Annotated in this window: 19 protein-coding genes; 13 read left to right on the top strand and 6 right to left on the bottom strand. The window is 46.1% G+C overall.

The window, feature by feature from the left end; translation table 11 throughout:
* Positions 1 to 10: 10 nt before the first annotated feature.
* Complete coding sequence (locus QSV55_RS06250; RefSeq protein ID WP_289649536.1) at positions 11 to 613, bottom strand: hypothetical protein; 603 nt, start codon at positions 611 to 613, stop codon at positions 11 to 13.
* A 46-nt stretch (positions 614 to 659) separates the two neighbouring features.
* The gene (gene zwf, locus QSV55_RS06245; protein WP_133450706.1) at positions 660 to 2,138 is read right to left on the bottom strand and encodes a glucose-6-phosphate dehydrogenase; all 1,479 of its coding nucleotides are present in this window, start codon (positions 2,136 to 2,138) and stop codon (positions 660 to 662) included.
* 108 nt (positions 2,139 to 2,246) lie between these two features.
* Between zwf and rnz the strand changes: the two genes are divergently transcribed.
* Positions 2,247 to 3,170 carry a ribonuclease Z gene (gene rnz, locus QSV55_RS06240; protein ID WP_289649535.1) on the top strand — a complete coding sequence of 308 codons (924 nt, stop codon included), beginning with the start codon at positions 2,247 to 2,249 and terminating at the stop codon, positions 3,168 to 3,170.
* A gap of 49 nt (positions 3,171 to 3,219) precedes the next feature.
* Here rnz and proC read toward each other — a convergent pair whose 3' ends face one another.
* Positions 3,220 to 4,023, bottom strand: a complete 804-nt coding sequence (proC, locus tag QSV55_RS06235) for a pyrroline-5-carboxylate reductase (protein WP_289649534.1) — start codon at positions 4,021 to 4,023, stop codon at positions 3,220 to 3,222.
* 76 nt (positions 4,024 to 4,099) lie between these two features.
* Here proC and QSV55_RS06230 point away from each other — a divergent pair, with 76 nt between their 5' ends.
* Entirely contained in the window at positions 4,100 to 4,861 is a 762-nt protein-coding gene (locus tag QSV55_RS06230; RefSeq protein ID WP_289649533.1) for an SDR family NAD(P)-dependent oxidoreductase, read from the top strand.
* On the opposite strand, the gene QSV55_RS06225 is transcribed toward QSV55_RS06230, so the two are convergent.
* Complete coding sequence (locus QSV55_RS06225) at positions 4,858 to 5,784, bottom strand: alpha/beta hydrolase (protein ID WP_289649532.1); 927 nt, start codon at positions 5,782 to 5,784, stop codon at positions 4,858 to 4,860. The two genes, QSV55_RS06230 and QSV55_RS06225, sit on opposite strands and share 4 nt — an antisense overlap.
* The gene (locus QSV55_RS06220) at positions 5,781 to 6,668 is read right to left on the bottom strand and encodes an aldo/keto reductase (protein ID WP_243721418.1); all 888 of its coding nucleotides are present in this window, start codon (positions 6,666 to 6,668) and stop codon (positions 5,781 to 5,783) included. The genes QSV55_RS06225 and QSV55_RS06220 overlap by 4 nt, the downstream gene beginning before the upstream one ends.
* A 62-nt stretch (positions 6,669 to 6,730) precedes the next feature.
* Between QSV55_RS06220 and QSV55_RS06215 the strand changes: the two genes are divergently transcribed.
* From QSV55_RS06215 to xerD, 3 genes are all read left to right on the top strand, one after another.
* Complete coding sequence (locus QSV55_RS06215) at positions 6,731 to 7,273, top strand: NUDIX hydrolase (protein ID WP_289649531.1); 543 nt, start codon at positions 6,731 to 6,733, stop codon at positions 7,271 to 7,273.
* A 77-nt stretch (positions 7,274 to 7,350) separates the two neighbouring features.
* A complete protein-coding gene (gene fur, locus QSV55_RS06210; protein WP_133450700.1) occupies positions 7,351 to 7,788 on the top strand; it encodes a ferric iron uptake transcriptional regulator in 438 nt (145 codons plus the stop codon).
* A 68-nt stretch (positions 7,789 to 7,856) separates the two neighbouring features.
* On the top strand, positions 7,857 to 8,744 hold the full coding sequence (xerD, locus tag QSV55_RS06205; RefSeq protein ID WP_289649530.1) for a site-specific tyrosine recombinase XerD: 888 nt from the start codon (positions 7,857 to 7,859) through the stop codon (positions 8,742 to 8,744).
* A gap of 42 nt (positions 8,745 to 8,786) precedes the next feature.
* Here the strand turns inward: xerD and QSV55_RS06200 are convergent, their stop codons facing one another.
* Positions 8,787 to 9,290: a DUF309 domain-containing protein gene (locus QSV55_RS06200; RefSeq protein WP_289649529.1), complete on the bottom strand. Its 504-nt coding sequence runs from the start codon at positions 9,288 to 9,290 to the stop codon at positions 8,787 to 8,789.
* Positions 9,291 to 9,317: 27 nt separating this feature from the next.
* Between QSV55_RS06200 and QSV55_RS06195 the strand changes: the two genes are divergently transcribed.
* From QSV55_RS06195 to QSV55_RS06160, 8 genes are all read left to right on the top strand, one after another.
* Positions 9,318 to 10,016, top strand: a complete 699-nt coding sequence (locus QSV55_RS06195; protein WP_289649528.1) for a segregation and condensation protein A — start codon at positions 9,318 to 9,320, stop codon at positions 10,014 to 10,016.
* A gap of 1 nt (position 10,017) precedes the next feature.
* The gene (scpB, locus tag QSV55_RS06190; protein ID WP_133450696.1) at positions 10,018 to 10,554 is read left to right on the top strand and encodes an SMC-Scp complex subunit ScpB; all 537 of its coding nucleotides are present in this window, start codon (positions 10,018 to 10,020) and stop codon (positions 10,552 to 10,554) included.
* A 1-nt stretch (position 10,555) separates the two neighbouring features.
* On the top strand, positions 10,556 to 11,290 hold the full coding sequence (locus QSV55_RS06185) for a pseudouridine synthase (RefSeq protein WP_133450695.1): 735 nt from the start codon (positions 10,556 to 10,558) through the stop codon (positions 11,288 to 11,290).
* A 77-nt stretch (positions 11,291 to 11,367) separates the two neighbouring features.
* Positions 11,368 to 11,901 (top strand): thiol-disulfide oxidoreductase ResA, encoded by a 534-nt coding sequence (gene resA, locus QSV55_RS06180; protein WP_289649527.1) that lies wholly within the window; start codon positions 11,368 to 11,370, stop codon positions 11,899 to 11,901.
* 13 nt (positions 11,902 to 11,914) lie between these two features.
* Positions 11,915 to 13,531, top strand: coding sequence for a cytochrome c biogenesis protein ResB (gene resB / locus QSV55_RS06175; protein WP_289649526.1), 1,617 nt, complete (start codon positions 11,915 to 11,917; stop codon positions 13,529 to 13,531).
* Complete coding sequence (gene ccsB, locus QSV55_RS06170) at positions 13,528 to 14,730, top strand: c-type cytochrome biogenesis protein CcsB (RefSeq protein WP_289649525.1); 1,203 nt, start codon at positions 13,528 to 13,530, stop codon at positions 14,728 to 14,730. Before resB ends, ccsB begins: the two co-directional genes overlap by 4 nt.
* A gap of 14 nt (positions 14,731 to 14,744) precedes the next feature.
* Positions 14,745 to 15,452 (top strand): response regulator transcription factor, encoded by a 708-nt coding sequence (locus tag QSV55_RS06165; protein WP_133450691.1) that lies wholly within the window; start codon positions 14,745 to 14,747, stop codon positions 15,450 to 15,452.
* Positions 15,452 to 17,179 (top strand): ATP-binding protein, encoded by a 1,728-nt coding sequence (locus QSV55_RS06160; protein WP_289649524.1) that lies wholly within the window; start codon positions 15,452 to 15,454, stop codon positions 17,177 to 17,179. Before QSV55_RS06165 ends, QSV55_RS06160 begins: the two co-directional genes overlap by 1 nt.
* Positions 17,180 to 17,224 lie beyond the last annotated feature (45 nt).

Raw genomic sequence — 17,224 nt, 5'->3', positions numbered from 1 at the left:
ATTTCTAGATTTAACCAATCTGGTAAATAACGATGACATCGTCGGGGTCGTCCTTAATGCCGGCAAGTTCAATCCGGTGAATTTCTGTAAATAATCCGAACTGCTCCAATATGTCAATATATTCATGCTTTGCATAATATAATATCACAAACGCACGTCTTTTGTACGGATAACTCGATAAGAATCGATGAATGATCGTCCTGAATAATTCACCGGAAAACGGATTGAAAAAGAACAGCATGCTTTCGCTGCCGTCAAACTGATAGTCGAGCACATTTAAATTGATCGCCCGGACCTGAAAGTGAGCTTTATCTGTTGCAGGGTGAAAGGTCTGACGGTACTGTTCGATATTCTGACAGCTTGCCAGGTACAGTGCCTTATTGAGCTCGATGCCTGTCGTTTTTATGCCAAGCAGATGATGGATGGCGATAGGGACACGCATTAGACCGGAGCCGAAGTCGACGAAATGGTCATTCTTTGCGACTGTCAGTAAATAATCGGCCAGTTGCACAAGGTCGGAATAGGCCGTAGCCTCATAGCGATGATAATGTCTGAGTGCCGGGAAATGGCGCTCGCCGTCATGCGTCATGATATTCAGTTCTTCATCTGACATGTTGTCATCTCCTCAAAAAAAGCCTGAGACTAGGGTCTCAAGCTGATTAAAAATCCCACCAGTGCAGATGATCACGTGTGAGCAGGAGCTCGCTCTTAACAGGGCCGTTTGAACCTGCCTGATAGTTAGGGAAGGGAGCCGGGTGCTCGCGCCAGTACTGATCAACCGTATCAACATAGCTCCATGTTGCTTTCAGTTCTTCCCAGTGCGTGAAGTTGGTCGCATCACCTTTGAGGCAGTCATAGATCAATCCCTCATAAGCATCGACGGTATTCATTTTATCCTGCGCGGTTAAGGCGTACGATAATTTGACAGGTTCAGTGTCGATGCCTTCAATATACTTGCGAGCATTCAGGTGAAGTTCAATCCCTTCATTCGGCTGTATATTGATGACGAGCAGATTTGAATCCAGATGCTGGTCGCGTTTGTAGTATAAATTCATCGGGACTTCCTTGAATTCAACCACGACGCGTATTTCTTTCTTTTTCATGCGTTTACCTGTACGGATATAGAAAGGAACACCGGCCCAGCGGAAGTTATCAATCATGACTTTCGCTGCGACGAAAGTAGGTGTATTAGATTCTGGATTGACGTTCTCTTCATCGCGGTACTTAGGGACAGCTTCGCCGTTGACGGTTCCTTTATCATACTGGCCACGCACGAAATAACTACGTACTTCTGACGGTTTGATTTGTCTGATGGAGCGGAGTGCTTTGACCTTTTCATTCCTGATATCGTCGGACTCAAGCGAGATAGGAGGCTCCATCGCAAGGAGTGAGACAATCTGCAGCATATGGTTCTGCACCATATCCTTCAGAGCCCCGCTGTTATCGTAGTAGCCACCCCGGTCTTCGACGCCGAGTGTCTCTGAAGATGTCACCTGAATATTAGAAATGTATTTATTGTTCCACAGCGGTTCAAACATCGCATTGCTGAAACGCAGAATCTCGATATTCTGCACCATATCCTTGCCGAGATAATGGTCGATACGATAGATCTCTTCTTCTTTGAAGGAACGTGTGATCTGAGCATTCAGTGCTTCAGCTGATTTCAGGTCAGTGCCGAACGGTTTCTCGATGATCAGACGCGTGAAGCCTTCTGTATCTGTCAGACCACTTTCTTTCAGGGCATCAGTGACAGTACCGAAGAATTCAGGTGCCATCGCCAGGTAGAATAATCTGTTGCCTTCAAGGCCATACTTCGTATCAAGCTCTTGGGAGAGGGATAACAGCTGCTTGTAGCTTTCAGGATCCTTGACATCGTGAGACTGATAGTACACATGTGTCATAAAATCATCAAGCCGCTCCGTATCTTTGACGTGTTCTCTAATAGAGGCTCGGATTTCCTCTCTGAACTTCGTATTATCCCAGTCTCTGCGGCCAATACCGATGACCGCAATATGCTCATTCAGATTCCCCTGCTGAAAGAGGTGGAATAATGATGGGAATAGTTTGCGATGACTTAAGTCGCCTGTAGCGCCAAAAATAGTGATGAGACAAGGAATATTCTGCTTTTCAATATCCATCTATGGGACCTCGATTCGTTTAAATTCCTTATTATTTTTTCATACAATGACCTAAAATACAATTAAAACATGCTATAATATCTTGATAAATTAAGTAGGTGAACAAACGTGGAAATCATATTTTTAGGAACAAGTGCAGGCTTGCCCACAAAAGAAAGAAATACACAAGCAACGGTTCTGAGTCTTGAGCCACTGCTCAATGAATTCTGGCTGTTTGATGCAGGGGAAGCGGTTCAGCATCAGATTCTCCAGACGAGAATTAAACTGGGCAAGCTGCGGAGAGTCTTTATTACACACATGCACGGTGACCATCTCTTTGGACTGCCCGGACTATTATCATCCCGGAGTTTCCAGGGCGGTGAGAATAAGCCGCTGACCTTATACGGGCCGGCTGGCATCAAGGCATTTATTGAGACCACTTTAAAGCTGTCGGAGTCTCGCCTGAACTATCCGCTGGAAATAGTGGAAGTGGAAGACGCCGCCGTCTTTAAGGAAGACGATATTACCATCAAAGTCCATCTGCTGGCTCACGGTATCCCGTCTTATGGCTATAGACTCGAGCTGCCAGCCAGTCAGGGCCGGCTGCTGCAGGACAAACTGGAGAAAGAGGGCATCATGCCGGGCCCTATTTACCGGGATTTCAAGATGCATGATACCGTTGAATATGAAGGCAAGGTGTATCGCGCACAGGATTATCGTGCTGAAGCGGTGCCCGGCAAGATTCTGACCTTCTTCGGTGATACGATGCCGAACAGCAATGAAGACCTGCTTGCTGAGCAGGCGGATGTCATGGTGCATGAGAGCACTTATTTGGAAGGAGACCATCTGCTCAGCCATCAATACCATCATAGTCATATAGCAGATGTGGTCAGCCTGGCAGAGCGCAGCCAAGTTAAGCTGACTCTAATCAATCATGTAAGCAACCGTTACCACCAGCAGGATATCACAGCGCTCAGTGAGGTCATCCGAGCAGAACATCCTGATTTTAACTTCAGGATTGCCCATGATTTTATGACTGTGAAGATAGAATAGACAAAAAGAGTGTCACTCTCTCCGATAGAGAAAGGGACACTCTTTTTGTCTATTCAGCTAACTCTTTACTGCGTTTGATGGCCTGTTCAAGACAATCCTTGAAGATGTCTTCAATAGGATACTTTTTCAGGGCATCAAGCCCCGCTTTTGTCGTTCCGCCTTTAGAAGTGATGTTCTCTCGCAGCTGCTCGATTTCCAGCTCACTTGCCTCCAGCATATGGCCTGTGCCGATGATGAGGTTTCTGACAGCGGCATCGACATGCTCTTTATCAAGCCCCATCTTCGTAGCTGCTTTGATGTACTGTTCGTACATATAGTAGAGAAAGGCCGGGCCGCTGCCCGTGATGGCAGTCACCTGATGCAGCTTATCTTCTTCAACTTCAAGTGCTGTCCCGAATGAGTTGAGAATGTTGAATAATTCTGCCTTATGACTGGCATCGAAGCCCTCCGAGAAAGTGATGCCGGTCACTGACTGCTGGACCTGTGCGTTTGTATTCGGCATGATACGCGCGACGGGGTTCTGCGTTCTCAGTTTAGTCTTGATCTGATGGATTGAGATTCCTGCCATAATAGAGATGAAATGATTGCCGGGCTGAATTTTATCCTTGATGCGTTCCGCTAAGGCATCAAAATCATAAGGTTTAGCCGCTAGGAAGACGTAGTCCGCATCAGTCAGGAGCGCCATATCATCGTAACTGTATCTGATGTTCAGTTTCTGCTGATAATCCTGCAGCCGATTCTCACTGGAACGGTTCGTCAGATAAATATCATGACTATTCAGCAGGCTGCTGCTGATCAGTCCTTCGAATATTGCACTTGCTATATTGCCTGCACCATAGAATACAATTTTCATGCCGGGGCCCCCTTGGTTTCATTCTCCTATCATCTAGTGTAACATTGAACGAAAAAGAGTAAAAGTGGGGGATAAGATGATAGGTAAAAAATTTATTCTGACTGGCGGCACAGGCGGACTGGGAGAGTCCATTCTGAAGGAACTCATCCACCGCGGTGCACAAGTATTGGTGATCGGCAGGAACGGAGAGCAGCTCAAGTCTTACACCGAACACTATCAGCATATAGCTGTTTATCAGCTGGATTTAAGTGACAAAGAGCAAATCAGTGCTCTGATCACTCATATTCGCTCAAAAGGCGAGAGTTATGACGGCATCATCAATAATGCGGGATACGGTTACTTTAAGACGTTTTTGGACCATACCGACGAGGAGGTCACAGATATGTTCAACGTCAACGTCGTGCATGCCATACGTCTGCAGAAAGGTCTGCTGCCTGTCTTAAGACCCGGCGCATCTATCGTGAATATTGCTTCGCAGGCTGCCCGTGTGACGACGCCTTACGGTTCTATCTATGCCGCCACTAAAGCCGCGTTACTCAGCTTTTCAGACGCGCTCAGGCTGGAGCATCCTGAATTCCATGTCATGACTGTGAATCCGGGGCCGATTGCGACGAATTTTTTCAGCCGCGCTGATGCGACAGGCCGATATGAGATTCTTACAAAAGGCATCCAACTGGATAAAGATGCACTCGCCAGGGAAATTGTCGCAGGAATGACCGACAGAAAGCTGGAAGTGAATCGGCCGCTCTGGATGCATCACGGTCTGACCTTATATAATCTGGCGCCGCGTTCCGTTGAGAAGTTATTCAGAAGATTTTTTCTGTCCAAGAAACCTTAAAGGTCAGGCAGCAGGTTGAATTCAGTCAGAAAGTTTCTGACTTTTTTACGGTATGTGACAGGATTCACATTAAAGCTGGCAGCATGACCGCCGTATTCAGGGTACCATTTTCTTTTCGGGCCTCTCTTTTTGTTATAGAGGTCGACAGAATGGGTGTAAGGAATAAAGAGATCCGGTTTTGAATGTATAAAAAGGACGGGCTGTTCTATATTCTGGACCACTTTGATGGGTGAGACCGCATAAAGAGAAAACCTTGAGCGTATTCTGAGGAAGATATTGATGAACTTGAGCAGAAACCCTGAACCAATCTGCAGTCTCTGGCCGATGAGATGCGTCAGGATACGTTCAAATGAAGAGAATGAACAGTCAGAGATATAGAATTCTGCTTCATTGGCCAGTTCCCCCGCATAGAGGAGCATCGTCGCTGCGCCCATTGATTCACCGTGCACACCAAACTTCAGATCAGATCCGTATGTAGCTTTCAGATAGCTGATGACCGACTCCAGATCATATTTCTCAAAATAGCCGTAGGTCGAAAACCTGCCGCCGCTCGAGCCGTGTCTGCGATGGTCGAAAATGACGCCATTGTAACCTAATTCCAGGAAAAGATTCATATACTTAATAGAAGTAATGCTGTTCTCTGTGACTCCATGGCAGAAAATCATCCAGTGATTATGAGGATATTTCTTGATGATCTCTGCATTGATATGATAACCATTCTTCGATTCAATGGAAACCTTTGTCGGGTTCAGTGCCTGATAGGCTTTCTCGTCCAGGCGTTTCGCCTTGATTTCACGCCGTCTGATGACATCCACATCCCGTATCTTAAAGTTGAGGATGTAATGACTGCCCACTGCGCCTGACGTGACCAGGATGAGCGTCGTCAGTGCTGAGACACCTGCAGCGATGTTTCTCAGTCTCATAGATGGTCCTCGTAGTTCAAGTCGTGGAACAGTTCTCTGTGATGCGTGCGGTAATCCACTTGCTGATAAGCGCTGACAGTTGATTGCAGCTGACCGACCGAACTCGCGCCGGCGACGATGCTTGCTACCGGCTGGCTTAAGAGATAGTTCATCGTGCTGACAGCTAAAGGTGCAGGAATTTTACCGAGTGTTTCTTTCAGTTCATCTTGACTGTAGTCGAAGACACCGTCAGCAAACTTGCGGTCCGCTACAGACGCAGCGTTATCAGTCAGCAGCCCTTTCATCACTGGACCCCGTGCCAGTATCTTGACATCTCGTTCACTGATTTCGTCGACCAGCATTTCCGGGCGGTTGTCGATGAGATTGAACTGCATCATAATGACATCGATATCGCTGTGCGCCAGATAATGACGGATCACATTCGGACGGATAGAACTGATGCCATAGGCTCTGATCAGGCCATCCTTCTTCAGTACATTGAACGCGTCAATGGTTTCTTCCTTATTATCTTCTATCATGCCGCCGTGCAGCATATAGAGGTCCAGATAATCAGTGCCGAGACGGCGGAGAGAGTCCTTGACACTGCTGAGAATATGTTCACGTGATGGATTCCATTTTACTTCATCATTCTGCTGAAAGAACTCATTGCCGACTTTAGAGCCGATCATAATATCCTGACGATGGCCGTTTTCTCTGAAAAATCTGCCGAGAAGTTCTTCATTCGCGCCTTTATGATAGAGATCTGCTGTGTCAAAATAACCCATGTCCGATGCCAGAGCTTCCTTCAGTATCGCTTTCGCCTCCGGATAATCAAGCGGGAGATTCATACACCCAAGACCCAGCTCCGAAAATTTCAGACCACTTTTAGTTGTTCTATAATTCACATGAATACCTCCTAGTGTTATATTATTATTAGTTTAACATGAACGGAAAAGAGGGCAAAAGAATGTCATTGATTGAAAAAACACTTTCTGTTGAAAAGATTTACGACGGGCGCATCATTAAAGTGGAAAAGCAGCAGGTGGAACTGCCGAACGGCAGACAGACGACCCGTGAAGTCGTTAAGCACCCCGGTGCGGTCGCCTTGCTGGCAGTCAGAGAGAATCAGGTGCTGCTGATTAAACAGTTCCGAAAAGCCATGGATGAAGTGCTGATAGAAATTCCGGCGGGTAAAGTGGAAGCGGGTGAGGAACGGCTCCATACTGCAGCGAGAGAGCTGATTGAAGAGACAGGACTGGAGGCGGGTAAGCTTACGCTTCTCCATGAATTCTATGTTTCACCCGGCTTCTGTGATGAGCTGATTTCACTCTATCAAGCAGAGGAGCTGACGGCATCCAGTGAATACACAGCGGACGATGATGAGTTTATCGAACTCTTCTGGCTCCCTGTCAGTGACATTGAATCATTGCTGCAGTCAGGACAGCTTAGAGATGCGAAGACGATTCTCGCCCTGCAGACATTCCTTCTAAATTATAATAATTCTAAATAATAGAGAATGATAGTTGCATTGTCAGGTGATTACTGCTATTTTATTAATATAAAAAGCCCGTCAGGAGTAGGTGAACTATGCAGGAACGAATAGATAGAATTAAAGATCAGCTTCACGCTGCTTCCTATAAATTGACACCTCAACGTGAATCAACTGTTCGGGTTCTACTGGAAAATGAATCAGATCATTTAAGTGCTGAAGATGTCTTTCTGAAGGTAAGGGAAAGTTCTCCTGAAATCGGGCTTGCGACTGTTTACAGGACGCTCGAGTTACTTGCGGAACTGAAAGTGGTTGATAAAATCAACTTCGGTGACGGTGTCGCAAGATTTGACCTCAGAAAAGAAGGGGCAGAACACTTCCATCATCATCTCGTATGTGTAGAATGCGGTGCGGTGGATGAAATAGAGGAAGACCTGCTCGGGGAAGTAGAGAAGAAAGTAGAACGTGACTATCAATTTAAAATTATGGACCATCGGCTGACATTTCATGGGATCTGCCATCGATGTCACAAATAACCGCAATGATTTGCGGTTTTTTATATGATTATAAAAAGATTATGGTAAACTTTTAGTGAGGTGATTGAATGGAAGATATCGTGGAAGAATTTCTGCATTTCATCGCGATAGAAAAAGGACTGAGTGACAATACGATTGCAGCCTATAGACGGGACCTGACTGGGTATATCCGCTTTCTGGCTAAAGAGAAGATCGGCCACCTTGATAATGTGGACCGCGTGACAATCGGTCTTTATCTCGGCGAATTAAAAGAACAGAATAAATCCCAGAAGACCATTGCGAGACAGACAGCTTCGATCAGAGGGTTTCATCAGTTTGCACTCCGTGAAAAATATGCTGTGAAAGATCCGAGTGTCATGGTAGAGCCGCCGAAAGTGGCCCAGCATCTGCCGGATGTGCTCAGTGTTCAGGAAGTGGACCAGTTCCTGCAGTCACCTGACACGACCAAGCTGTCCGGTAAAAGAGATCAGGCAATGCTTGAACTGCTCTATGCGACAGGGATGCGTGTGAGTGAACTGATCAATCTGAATGTCAATGACATCAATTTGATCATGGGCTACGTCCGAGTGTTTGGTAAAGGGAATAAAGAACGTATTATCCCGCTTGGCACAACCTCAATGGAAGTACTTGGCAACTATCTTGAATATACGCGTCCGCGCATGCTGAAAAAAGAGGCGACAGAGAGTCTGTTCATGAATTTTCATGGCAGAAGAATGACACGCCAGGGATTCTGGAAGATTATCAGACAGCTGAAAGAAGATGCAGGTATCAAGAAGAAACTGACGCCGCATACTTTGCGTCATTCATTTGCCACTCATCTGCTGGAGAATGGCGCTGATTTAAGAGCAGTTCAGGAGATGCTGGGCCATGCTGATATCAGCACCACACAGCTCTACACCCATATCTCGAAAAAACAGATCAGGGATGTCTATAAGAAGACACATCCTAGAGCGTAGGAGGTTTGTATGAAGAATAAATATAGCACGTTATCTGCACTGTTAATCATGGCGCTTATCTGGGGCGTTATCTACTGGGTGTTTATCGCGCATTGAGCGGAGCCGCGCTGCAATGACGTCGCTTCTATCGCGTGTGCGGTGATAATGTACCCACTGCGCGTCCGTCTCATGGTTGACAGAGAAATCCGGATGGACCCTGATGATCGCCTGATACATGTCATCTGTTAAAGGCAGGTCAAGGGGTGTATAGACGTCACTCATCATGTTCGCTTCAAGAAGCGGCAGTGTCGAATCTTGCAGCCCTATCTCTGTCAGCGTATAGGCCTGCAGAATATGATGTGATTTTTTCAGACAGGTTCTCGCGCCCTTCTTGTTGCCCCGCCGCAGATGATACTGGCTGGTCGCCAGAAGAATCAGTCCCACTTCAACATCATGTTTAGTGCGGACGGACTTTTCTTTCCAGGCGTCCTCCATAATTTCATGGCATTCAAAGTAATGCCGCATATGCAGAAAATGATAATAGAATTCAATTAATGTTTTGACCATCACAAGTACCTCCTGAAAGGATTCATTATGTATGAAGTAAAACTCGATGCATTTGAGGGTCCACTTGACCTGTTGCTGCATCTCATCAAAAAGCTTGAAATAGATATCTATGACATCTCAATGAAACATCTGACGGAACAATATCTTCATTATATCAACTCGATGTCTGAATGGGACATCAATATTCAAGGGGAGTATCTGGTCATGGCAAGTGAACTCCTGCGCATCAAGAGCCGCATGCTGCTGCCTGCTGCAGACGAGGCTGAAGAAGACCCCCGCGAAGAACTGGTTACTCAGCTCATTGAATATCAGAACTATAAATACTACGCAGCCCTGCTCGGCGAAAAACGGGATGCGGCAAGCGGACATTTCGTCAAGGCACCTCAGGATCTATCGGTATATGAAACAGCGAAGCCGGCAGAGCTGGCACTGAATATAACCGATTTAATTGCCGCATATGAGAAGGCGAAAAGCCGCAAGAAACGTGTTGCGCCTGTTATGACGGTCAAGCGTGAAAACTATACGATCCAGCAGGCCACTGCGGTGATCCATGACAAGCTGAGACGTTCCGCTCAGATTAAGTTTACCGAGCTCTTTCATTTTTCGGAGACGAAACACCAGCTTATCACCCTGTTCATGGCGATGCTTGAGATGATGAAAAACCAGGAAATTCACGTTGAGCAGCAGGTCCTGTTCGGCGAAATCTATATTAAGAGAGGAGCCTAGTATGCCGGAAAAAATAGACATATTCGAAGCGCTTTTATACGCTGTAGGAGATGAGGGGCTTGAGAGTGAAAGAGTTGAAAGTTTACTCGCTATCACCCATGATGAAGTAGAACAGCTGGCGGCTGACTTTACCTCTTCCGTCTTTCAGCTGCGTCGTTACGGCGGAAAATGGTTCTTAGAACTAAGAAGTGACTATACCCCTTATCTCGTTTCACTCGTTGACCAGCAGACAGAACGTAAACTGACCCAGGCATCGATGGAGACACTGGCTATTATCGCCTATAACCAGCCGGTGACAAGAAGTGATGTGGAGACCTTGCGCGGGGTCAATTCTGACGGGCCGGTCAGGACATTGATTGAACGGGGGCTTGTTGCGGTCAAGACAGAAGAATCAAGAAGTCAGCAGTTATATACCACCGATTACTTCCTGCAGGTATTTGGTCTGACATCCATTGAAGAACTGCCCGAGGACAGCGAGACAGATACAAAAGAAGAGATGGATCTCTTCTTCAAGTCATTGACAACTAAAGGAGAATAATATGGAACAATTAGATCGATTACAGAAAGTCATCGCAAGAAGCGGTGTCACATCGAGACGTAAGGCAGAAGCGCTGATAGAGGAAGGTAAGGTCACGGTCAACGGCGCAGTGGTGAAGACACTGGGAACGAAGGTCAGACCTTCTGACCGCATTGAAGTAGAAGGGATTCCGCTTGAGAATCCTGATAAGGTCTACATCCTTTTTCATAAACCCACGAAAGTCATCACCAGTGTATCAGATGACAAAGGCCGTACTGTTGTCACTGATTTCTTCCCGCAGCTGGAAGAAAGAGTCTTCCCTGTCGGCCGGCTGGATTATGACACATCAGGATTACTGCTCTTGACGAATGATGGTGAATTTGCCAATCAGATGACGCATCCGCGCTATAAAGTGAAGAAAAAATATGTGGCCAAACTAAAAGGTTATCTGCTGCGTGAACAAGTCAGACAGCTTGAGAAAGGCATTATGCTTGAGGACGGTAAAACAGCGCCGGCCATCGTCAAGGTGAAATCTCAGGACCGTGAGAAGAATTCCACTTTAGTCGAAATTACTATTTCAGAAGGACGCAATCGTCAAGTCAGAAGAATGTTCTCGCATTTCGGCCATGAGGTGGTCAAATTATCCCGTGTTGAGTACGGGCCGCTTAATCTGAAGGGATTAAACGCCGGGGATGCACGGGAGCTCAGTCCGCATGAAGTGAAAACCTTGCGTAACCTCGCGCAGCATCAGTCTTAAAATTTCACATAGTTGCCACTATTGGCTTTTAGCCGAGTGCTATAATAGATTTAAATATGTGAGAAAGAGGGAGTAAAATGAACAAAAAAAATAAAAAATGGATTCAATATATCGTGATGACACTGATTGCACTGGCAATTGCCTTCATCGTCTATTCGACTGTGACGCAGAGCAAAAGTAAAGCAGTAACAGTAGGGGACGAGGCACCGGCCTTTGAGCTGCAGAAGATGGACGGCAGCACTGTTAAAATGAGCGATTATAAAGGGAAGGGTGTCATCCTGAACTTCTGGGGAACGTGGTGTGAACCTTGTAAACGGGAAATGCCTGCTTTGAGTAAGAACTATGAAGCATACAAAGGTAAAAATGTTGAAGTACTGGCGATTCATCTAAGAAAGACGCCTCAGCAGGTGGAACAGTTCTTCAGCGGACTGAAAGAGGAAGTTCATCTGCCTGTTGCCTTCGATAAAGATAATGAAGTGGCTGACGCTTTCGGTATCGACCCGCTGCCTACAACAGTGGTCATCGATAAAAACGGTAAAGTAAAAGCGATTCATAAAGGTGAAATGAACGACCAGACGATTAAAAATTATATGAACAGTGTGACACCGTAAGTGAGGGTCGTATATGAATGAAAAGCAAATAGTCTGTACTTGTGGACATGTCAATCCACCCGGCACACAGCTCTGTCAGAACTGCGGCCGCTTGATCAATGATGATTACGATAAGAAGAAGACAACTGACATCATGCGTTACGATGGTTCAGCTGTACGCTCAAAAACTAAAAACAAGACAGTGACAGATAAAATATGGAACTTTTTTGCCTCTGTCAAGACAGGTGTGATCCTGCTGGTGCTGACCATCATTGCAGCAGCAATCGGCTCTATTATGCCGCAGGAATACTTTATACCTGCCAATGTTGATCCCGCTACGTTTTATCAGGACAAATACGGTTCCTTAGGTTACCTTTACCATCAGCTGGGACTTGACAACTTATATACCTCATGGTGGTTCCTGATTCTGCTGAGCCTGGTGGCATTCTCTATTATAGCTTCAAGTATTGACCGCGGCGTGCCGCTCTTTAAATCATTGCGTAATCAGGCAACCAGAAAACATCCTTCGTTCTTGAAACGTCAGCGACTGACGGGAGAGCTGGTCAATCCAGACTTAGACCAGCTGGAGCAGACACTGACGGAAAAACGTTATAAAGTAAAGCGTGAAGGAGATGCGCTTCTCGCTGAAAAAGGGCGTCTCAGCAGATACGGCCCCTATATCAACCATACCGGCCTGATCATCCTGCTGCTCGGTGGCATGCTGAGATTTGTGCCTGCCCTGTATTATGACGGTGCAGTGGCGGTCAAAGAAGGGGACACAAGAGCGATACCAGGAACAGATAAACACTATTATATGCGTAACGACAAGTTTATTCTCGAGCATTATGACCAGGAGATGAATTCAAACACTGAATCGACTAAAGCGGATAGCGCGATGAATAAAATTGCCAAGAATTATGAGACGCGTCTGACATTGTTTGAAAACACGAAAGATTCTATTCCTGGTGCAGAGCCCGAACTGAAAGAAGTCAAGACGGGAAGCATCAAAGTCAATCATCCGTTTAAATTTGATCATTTTGAGCTCTATCAGAACAGCTATGATCAGAGCCTTCTGAAAACAATGACCTTTAAAGTGATGGATAAGAAGACGGAGAAAGAAGTGGGGCAGACATTTACAGTTAACCTGGATGAACCAAGAGCGACCTATAAGGTTGCAGATGACCTGACCGTTCATCTGCGGAACTATGCACCTGATTTTGATAAAATTGAGCCGAATGGTACACTCGCTACGAAGACACCGAATACGGTCAATCCGGCATTTGTATTTGAGGTGGATAAGGCCGGCCGGCAGCCGGAATATAGTCTGCTGAAGATTCGGGCCTCACAGGATATTTCACAGGATAATCAGTACGCGGTGAAATTTGTCAGCGCGACGAATCATACGATGACTTATCTGAATGTCAAGAAGGACCTGACCTTACCATATCTCTTTATCGGTTTTACGATCTTCCTGCTGGGTCTGGCAATCGGCTCATACATCAATCATCGTAGAATCTGGATCAATGGTAATCAGATTGCAGCACATACAAGTAAAAACTATTACGGATTAAAAAATGAACTGAACTCTATCCTTGCACAGAACAATCAGCCTGCTGTTAAGGATAAGTATGAATCGGAGGAAACAAAATGAACCATGAAACATGGCTGAATATCAGCAGCACCTCTCTGTATGCAGCTTTTATCTTGTATCTGATCGCCATTTTACCTTTTTCGGCGAGCATTAAAGCAAAGAATAAGCGCTATGAACGGATAGGCGTTGCTTTGACGACTATCGGTTTCATCATGCAGCTCATCTATTTCATTACACGCTGGATTGCTGCAGGTCATGCACCTGTCAGCAATATGTATGAATTCCTGACGATGTTCGGTATCATGATGGTCGGCGGTTTCCTGATCATCAATGCGATCTACCATACGCCGATACTGGCCCTATTCTCTCTGCCTATCGCGATGCTCGTCATTGTCTACGCCAGTATGTTCTCACGTGAAGTCAGTCCGCTTATTCCTGCCCTGCAGAGTAACTGGCTTGCCATTCACGTCATCACAGTCACTATTTCTTATGGTATTCTCTCAGTCAGCTCGATGGCCGGACTCATCTATTTGCTGCGCTATGTAGATGCCAAGGAGAAATCTCGGGACGCTTTCTGGCTGGAAGTGGTGATGTACTTCGGTGTCCTTGTCATCGCATTTATATTGACAACCATTGTGATGAAAGGGATTGTCCATTATGACGATCAATACTACTACATCGATAAGAATGAAAACCCGGCCATCAGTCATTACCATCTGCCTGCACTTGTGACATTCAAGGACGCCTATCCAGTTGTGCCTGAGGGCAATAACAACTACCGCGAAGTGAAACGTTTCTCAACAGGACTTGAAGTGCCGCCTGTCTTAAATGCACAGAAACTGACCACTGTCTTATGGTCTATTATTATCGGTACTGTGTTATATGGATTGATCCGTCTGATTGCGAGAAGAACCATCTTCTCCATGGTGAAGCCGCTGACGAATAAGGTGTCACTGCAGCTGATGGATGAGATTGGTTACCGTTCAGTGATCATCGGTTTCCCGCTCTTCGCATTAGGAGGACTCTTATTCGCCAGCATCTGGGCACAGATTGCCTGGAGCAGATTCTGGGGCTGGGACCCTAAAGAGGTATGGGCCCTTGTCACTTTCTTATTCTATGCTGTTTTCCTGCACCTGAGACTGGGCCGTGGCTGGGAAGGTAAGAAATCAGCATGGCTGGCTGTTGTCGGGCTTGCTATCATCTTATTCAATGTGATAGCGGTCAACTTGATTATAGCTGGTTTACATTCATACGCTTAGGAGGCCGTGCAGTGATGAAGGAAAGAATTTTAATCGTTGATGATGAGGATAGAATCAGAAAACTTGCTAAGATGTACCTTGAACGTGAAGGATTCGAGACAGTAGAAGCAGCAGACGGAGAAACGGCAGTGGAACTGGCGCTCAGTCAGAACTTCCATTGTGTGCTGCTGGACATCATGCTGCCTGGCATGGATGGTCTTGCAGTGTGCAAAAGAATTCGGGAGGAGAAGTCGACGCCTGTCATCATGCTGACGGCTAAAGGCGAGGAGAACAACCGGGTGGAAGGTTTTGAGATCGGGGCTGATGATTATATCGTCAAACCGTTCTCGCCGCGTGAAGTCGTGCTCCGGGTTAAAGCGATCTTAAGACGTTCGCAGTCTTCGATGTTCTTTCAGAATGACGCCCATGCCAAAGATCTGATTGTCTTCGATTCTCTTGTGATTGATAATGATGCACATCGCGTCACAGCCAATAACCAGGAAGTCAGCTTGACGCCCAAGGAATATGAGCTGCTGCTATTCCTGGCTAAATCGCCGGACAAAGTCTTTGACAGAGAGCAGCTGCTGAAAGAAGTCTGGCACTATGAATTTTACGGCGACCTTAGAACTGTGGATACACATGTCAAGCGTCTACGTGAGAAGCTGAATAAAGTCTCACCTGAAGCGGCAGAGATGATCCATACTGTCTGGGGCATCGGCTATAAGTTCGAGGCGAGAGACTGATGCATTTTTTAAATAGTATTGTCATAAAACTGTGGTTCACTATCATTTTGATAGTAACGACAGTTTTACTTATATTATCGGTTGCGCTTGTGGGCTTCTTTAATTCATATTTCATCTCGGAGACGGGGAAGACCTTGTACCAGCAGGCGAATAAAATTGAAAACATTCTGATGAGCCGTCATAACCAGCAGGACGCGATGAATTACGTCATGGAACTCGTCGAGAATCCGGCGGGTCTGATCATCATTGAAGATAAAGCACAGCTGACTGAAGCGCATGATGACCTCAAGCAGATCATGATCGATGAGTTTCGCACAAATCCAGACTTCAAGGCCGTCTTTGATGAGAACAAGCATGTCACCAAGATTATTGATGTCAATTATCAGAAGGAGAAACACCGCTATATTCTTCTCGGCTTTCCATCACAGGCCTTTCAGGAGAAGGGTGCGATCATTCTTTACCAGGATATTAATTCCATCAGTTCCACCTTGCAGTATGTCAGCCTGATTATACTGATAACCGCACTGATACTCATCGTACTGTCAACGATTTTTGCGTTCTTCTTATCCAACAAGATCACGAAACCGCTGCTCCGGCTCAAGGCATCAGCGTTTCAGGTGGCTAAAGGTGAAAGGGCACAGAAAATCAAGACGACTTCCCGTGATGAGATAGGTGAACTCACCGTCGCATTCAATAAGATGGAAGATGATATCAGAAACAACATCGCTTCAATTGAGACGGAGAGGAATCTGCGGGATAAACTGATTAATGCCATGGCTGACGGTGTGTTGAGCTATCATATGGACCTAGATGAGCAGCTGATGAATCCGAAAGCTGCCCAGTTTCTGGCGGTGATAGATGAGGACGAAAAAAGACGGCTTGAAGAGGCATTTGAAGAAGTGGTGGAAACAAATGATTCAGCCGTCATAGAAGTTGCCACCCTTCAACATTATTTTGTGGTCATCATCTCACCTGTCAGACGAGCAGCTGCCAATCATCAGCTGGGCGCTGTTGCCTTGATACGCGATATGACTGAGGAGCACCGGAATGATGAGATGAAGAAGCGGTTCGTTGCGGATGTCTCTCATGAGCTCAGAACGCCGATCCAGATGCTGCAAGGCTATACTGAAGCACTGCTGGATGATATCGTCGAGACACCGGAAGACCGTAAGGAATTCCTGAATATTATTCTGGATGAGAGCAAACGCTTAAACCGTCTCGTAAACGAGCTGCTGAATGTCGCCCGCTACGATGCTGGCGATGTGCAACTGGATCTCGAGGAGACACCGGTTGATGCACTGCTGGGTAAAGTGAAGGCGACATTCAGCCAGTCTCTTACGGATAATAAGCTCAATCTCGTGATCGATGCGCCGCCGGGACTGATATGGTCGCTTGACTATGATAAGATGTTTCAGGTTCTGACCAACCTGGTTGACAATGCAGTTCGCTATACTCATGAAGGTGATACCATTCAGCTGACGGTAAGAGCTGACAGTGAACTGCTGATTGAAGTCAGAGACTCAGGCGTCGGTATTTCACCTGAACACCTGCCTCATCTGTTTGACCGTTTCTATAAAGTGGACGCTGCCAGAACGAGAGGTAAACATGGCACGGGTCTCGGTCTGTTCATCGTTAAATCCATTATCGAGTCACACGGGGGCCGTATCTCAGTGACAAGTGAACAGGGCACAGGCACCACCTTCAAGATTGTGATTCCAAAACATTGATTTAATAAAAAGATGTGCTAATATATTAACAGGATGAAAATCCGA

It is taken from the genome of Macrococcus bovicus (assembly GCF_030376725.1).
Classification (GTDB): domain Bacteria; phylum Bacillota; class Bacilli; order Staphylococcales; family Staphylococcaceae; genus Macrococcus; species Macrococcus bovicus.
This window is presented reverse-complemented; position numbering and strand designations above follow the sequence as displayed.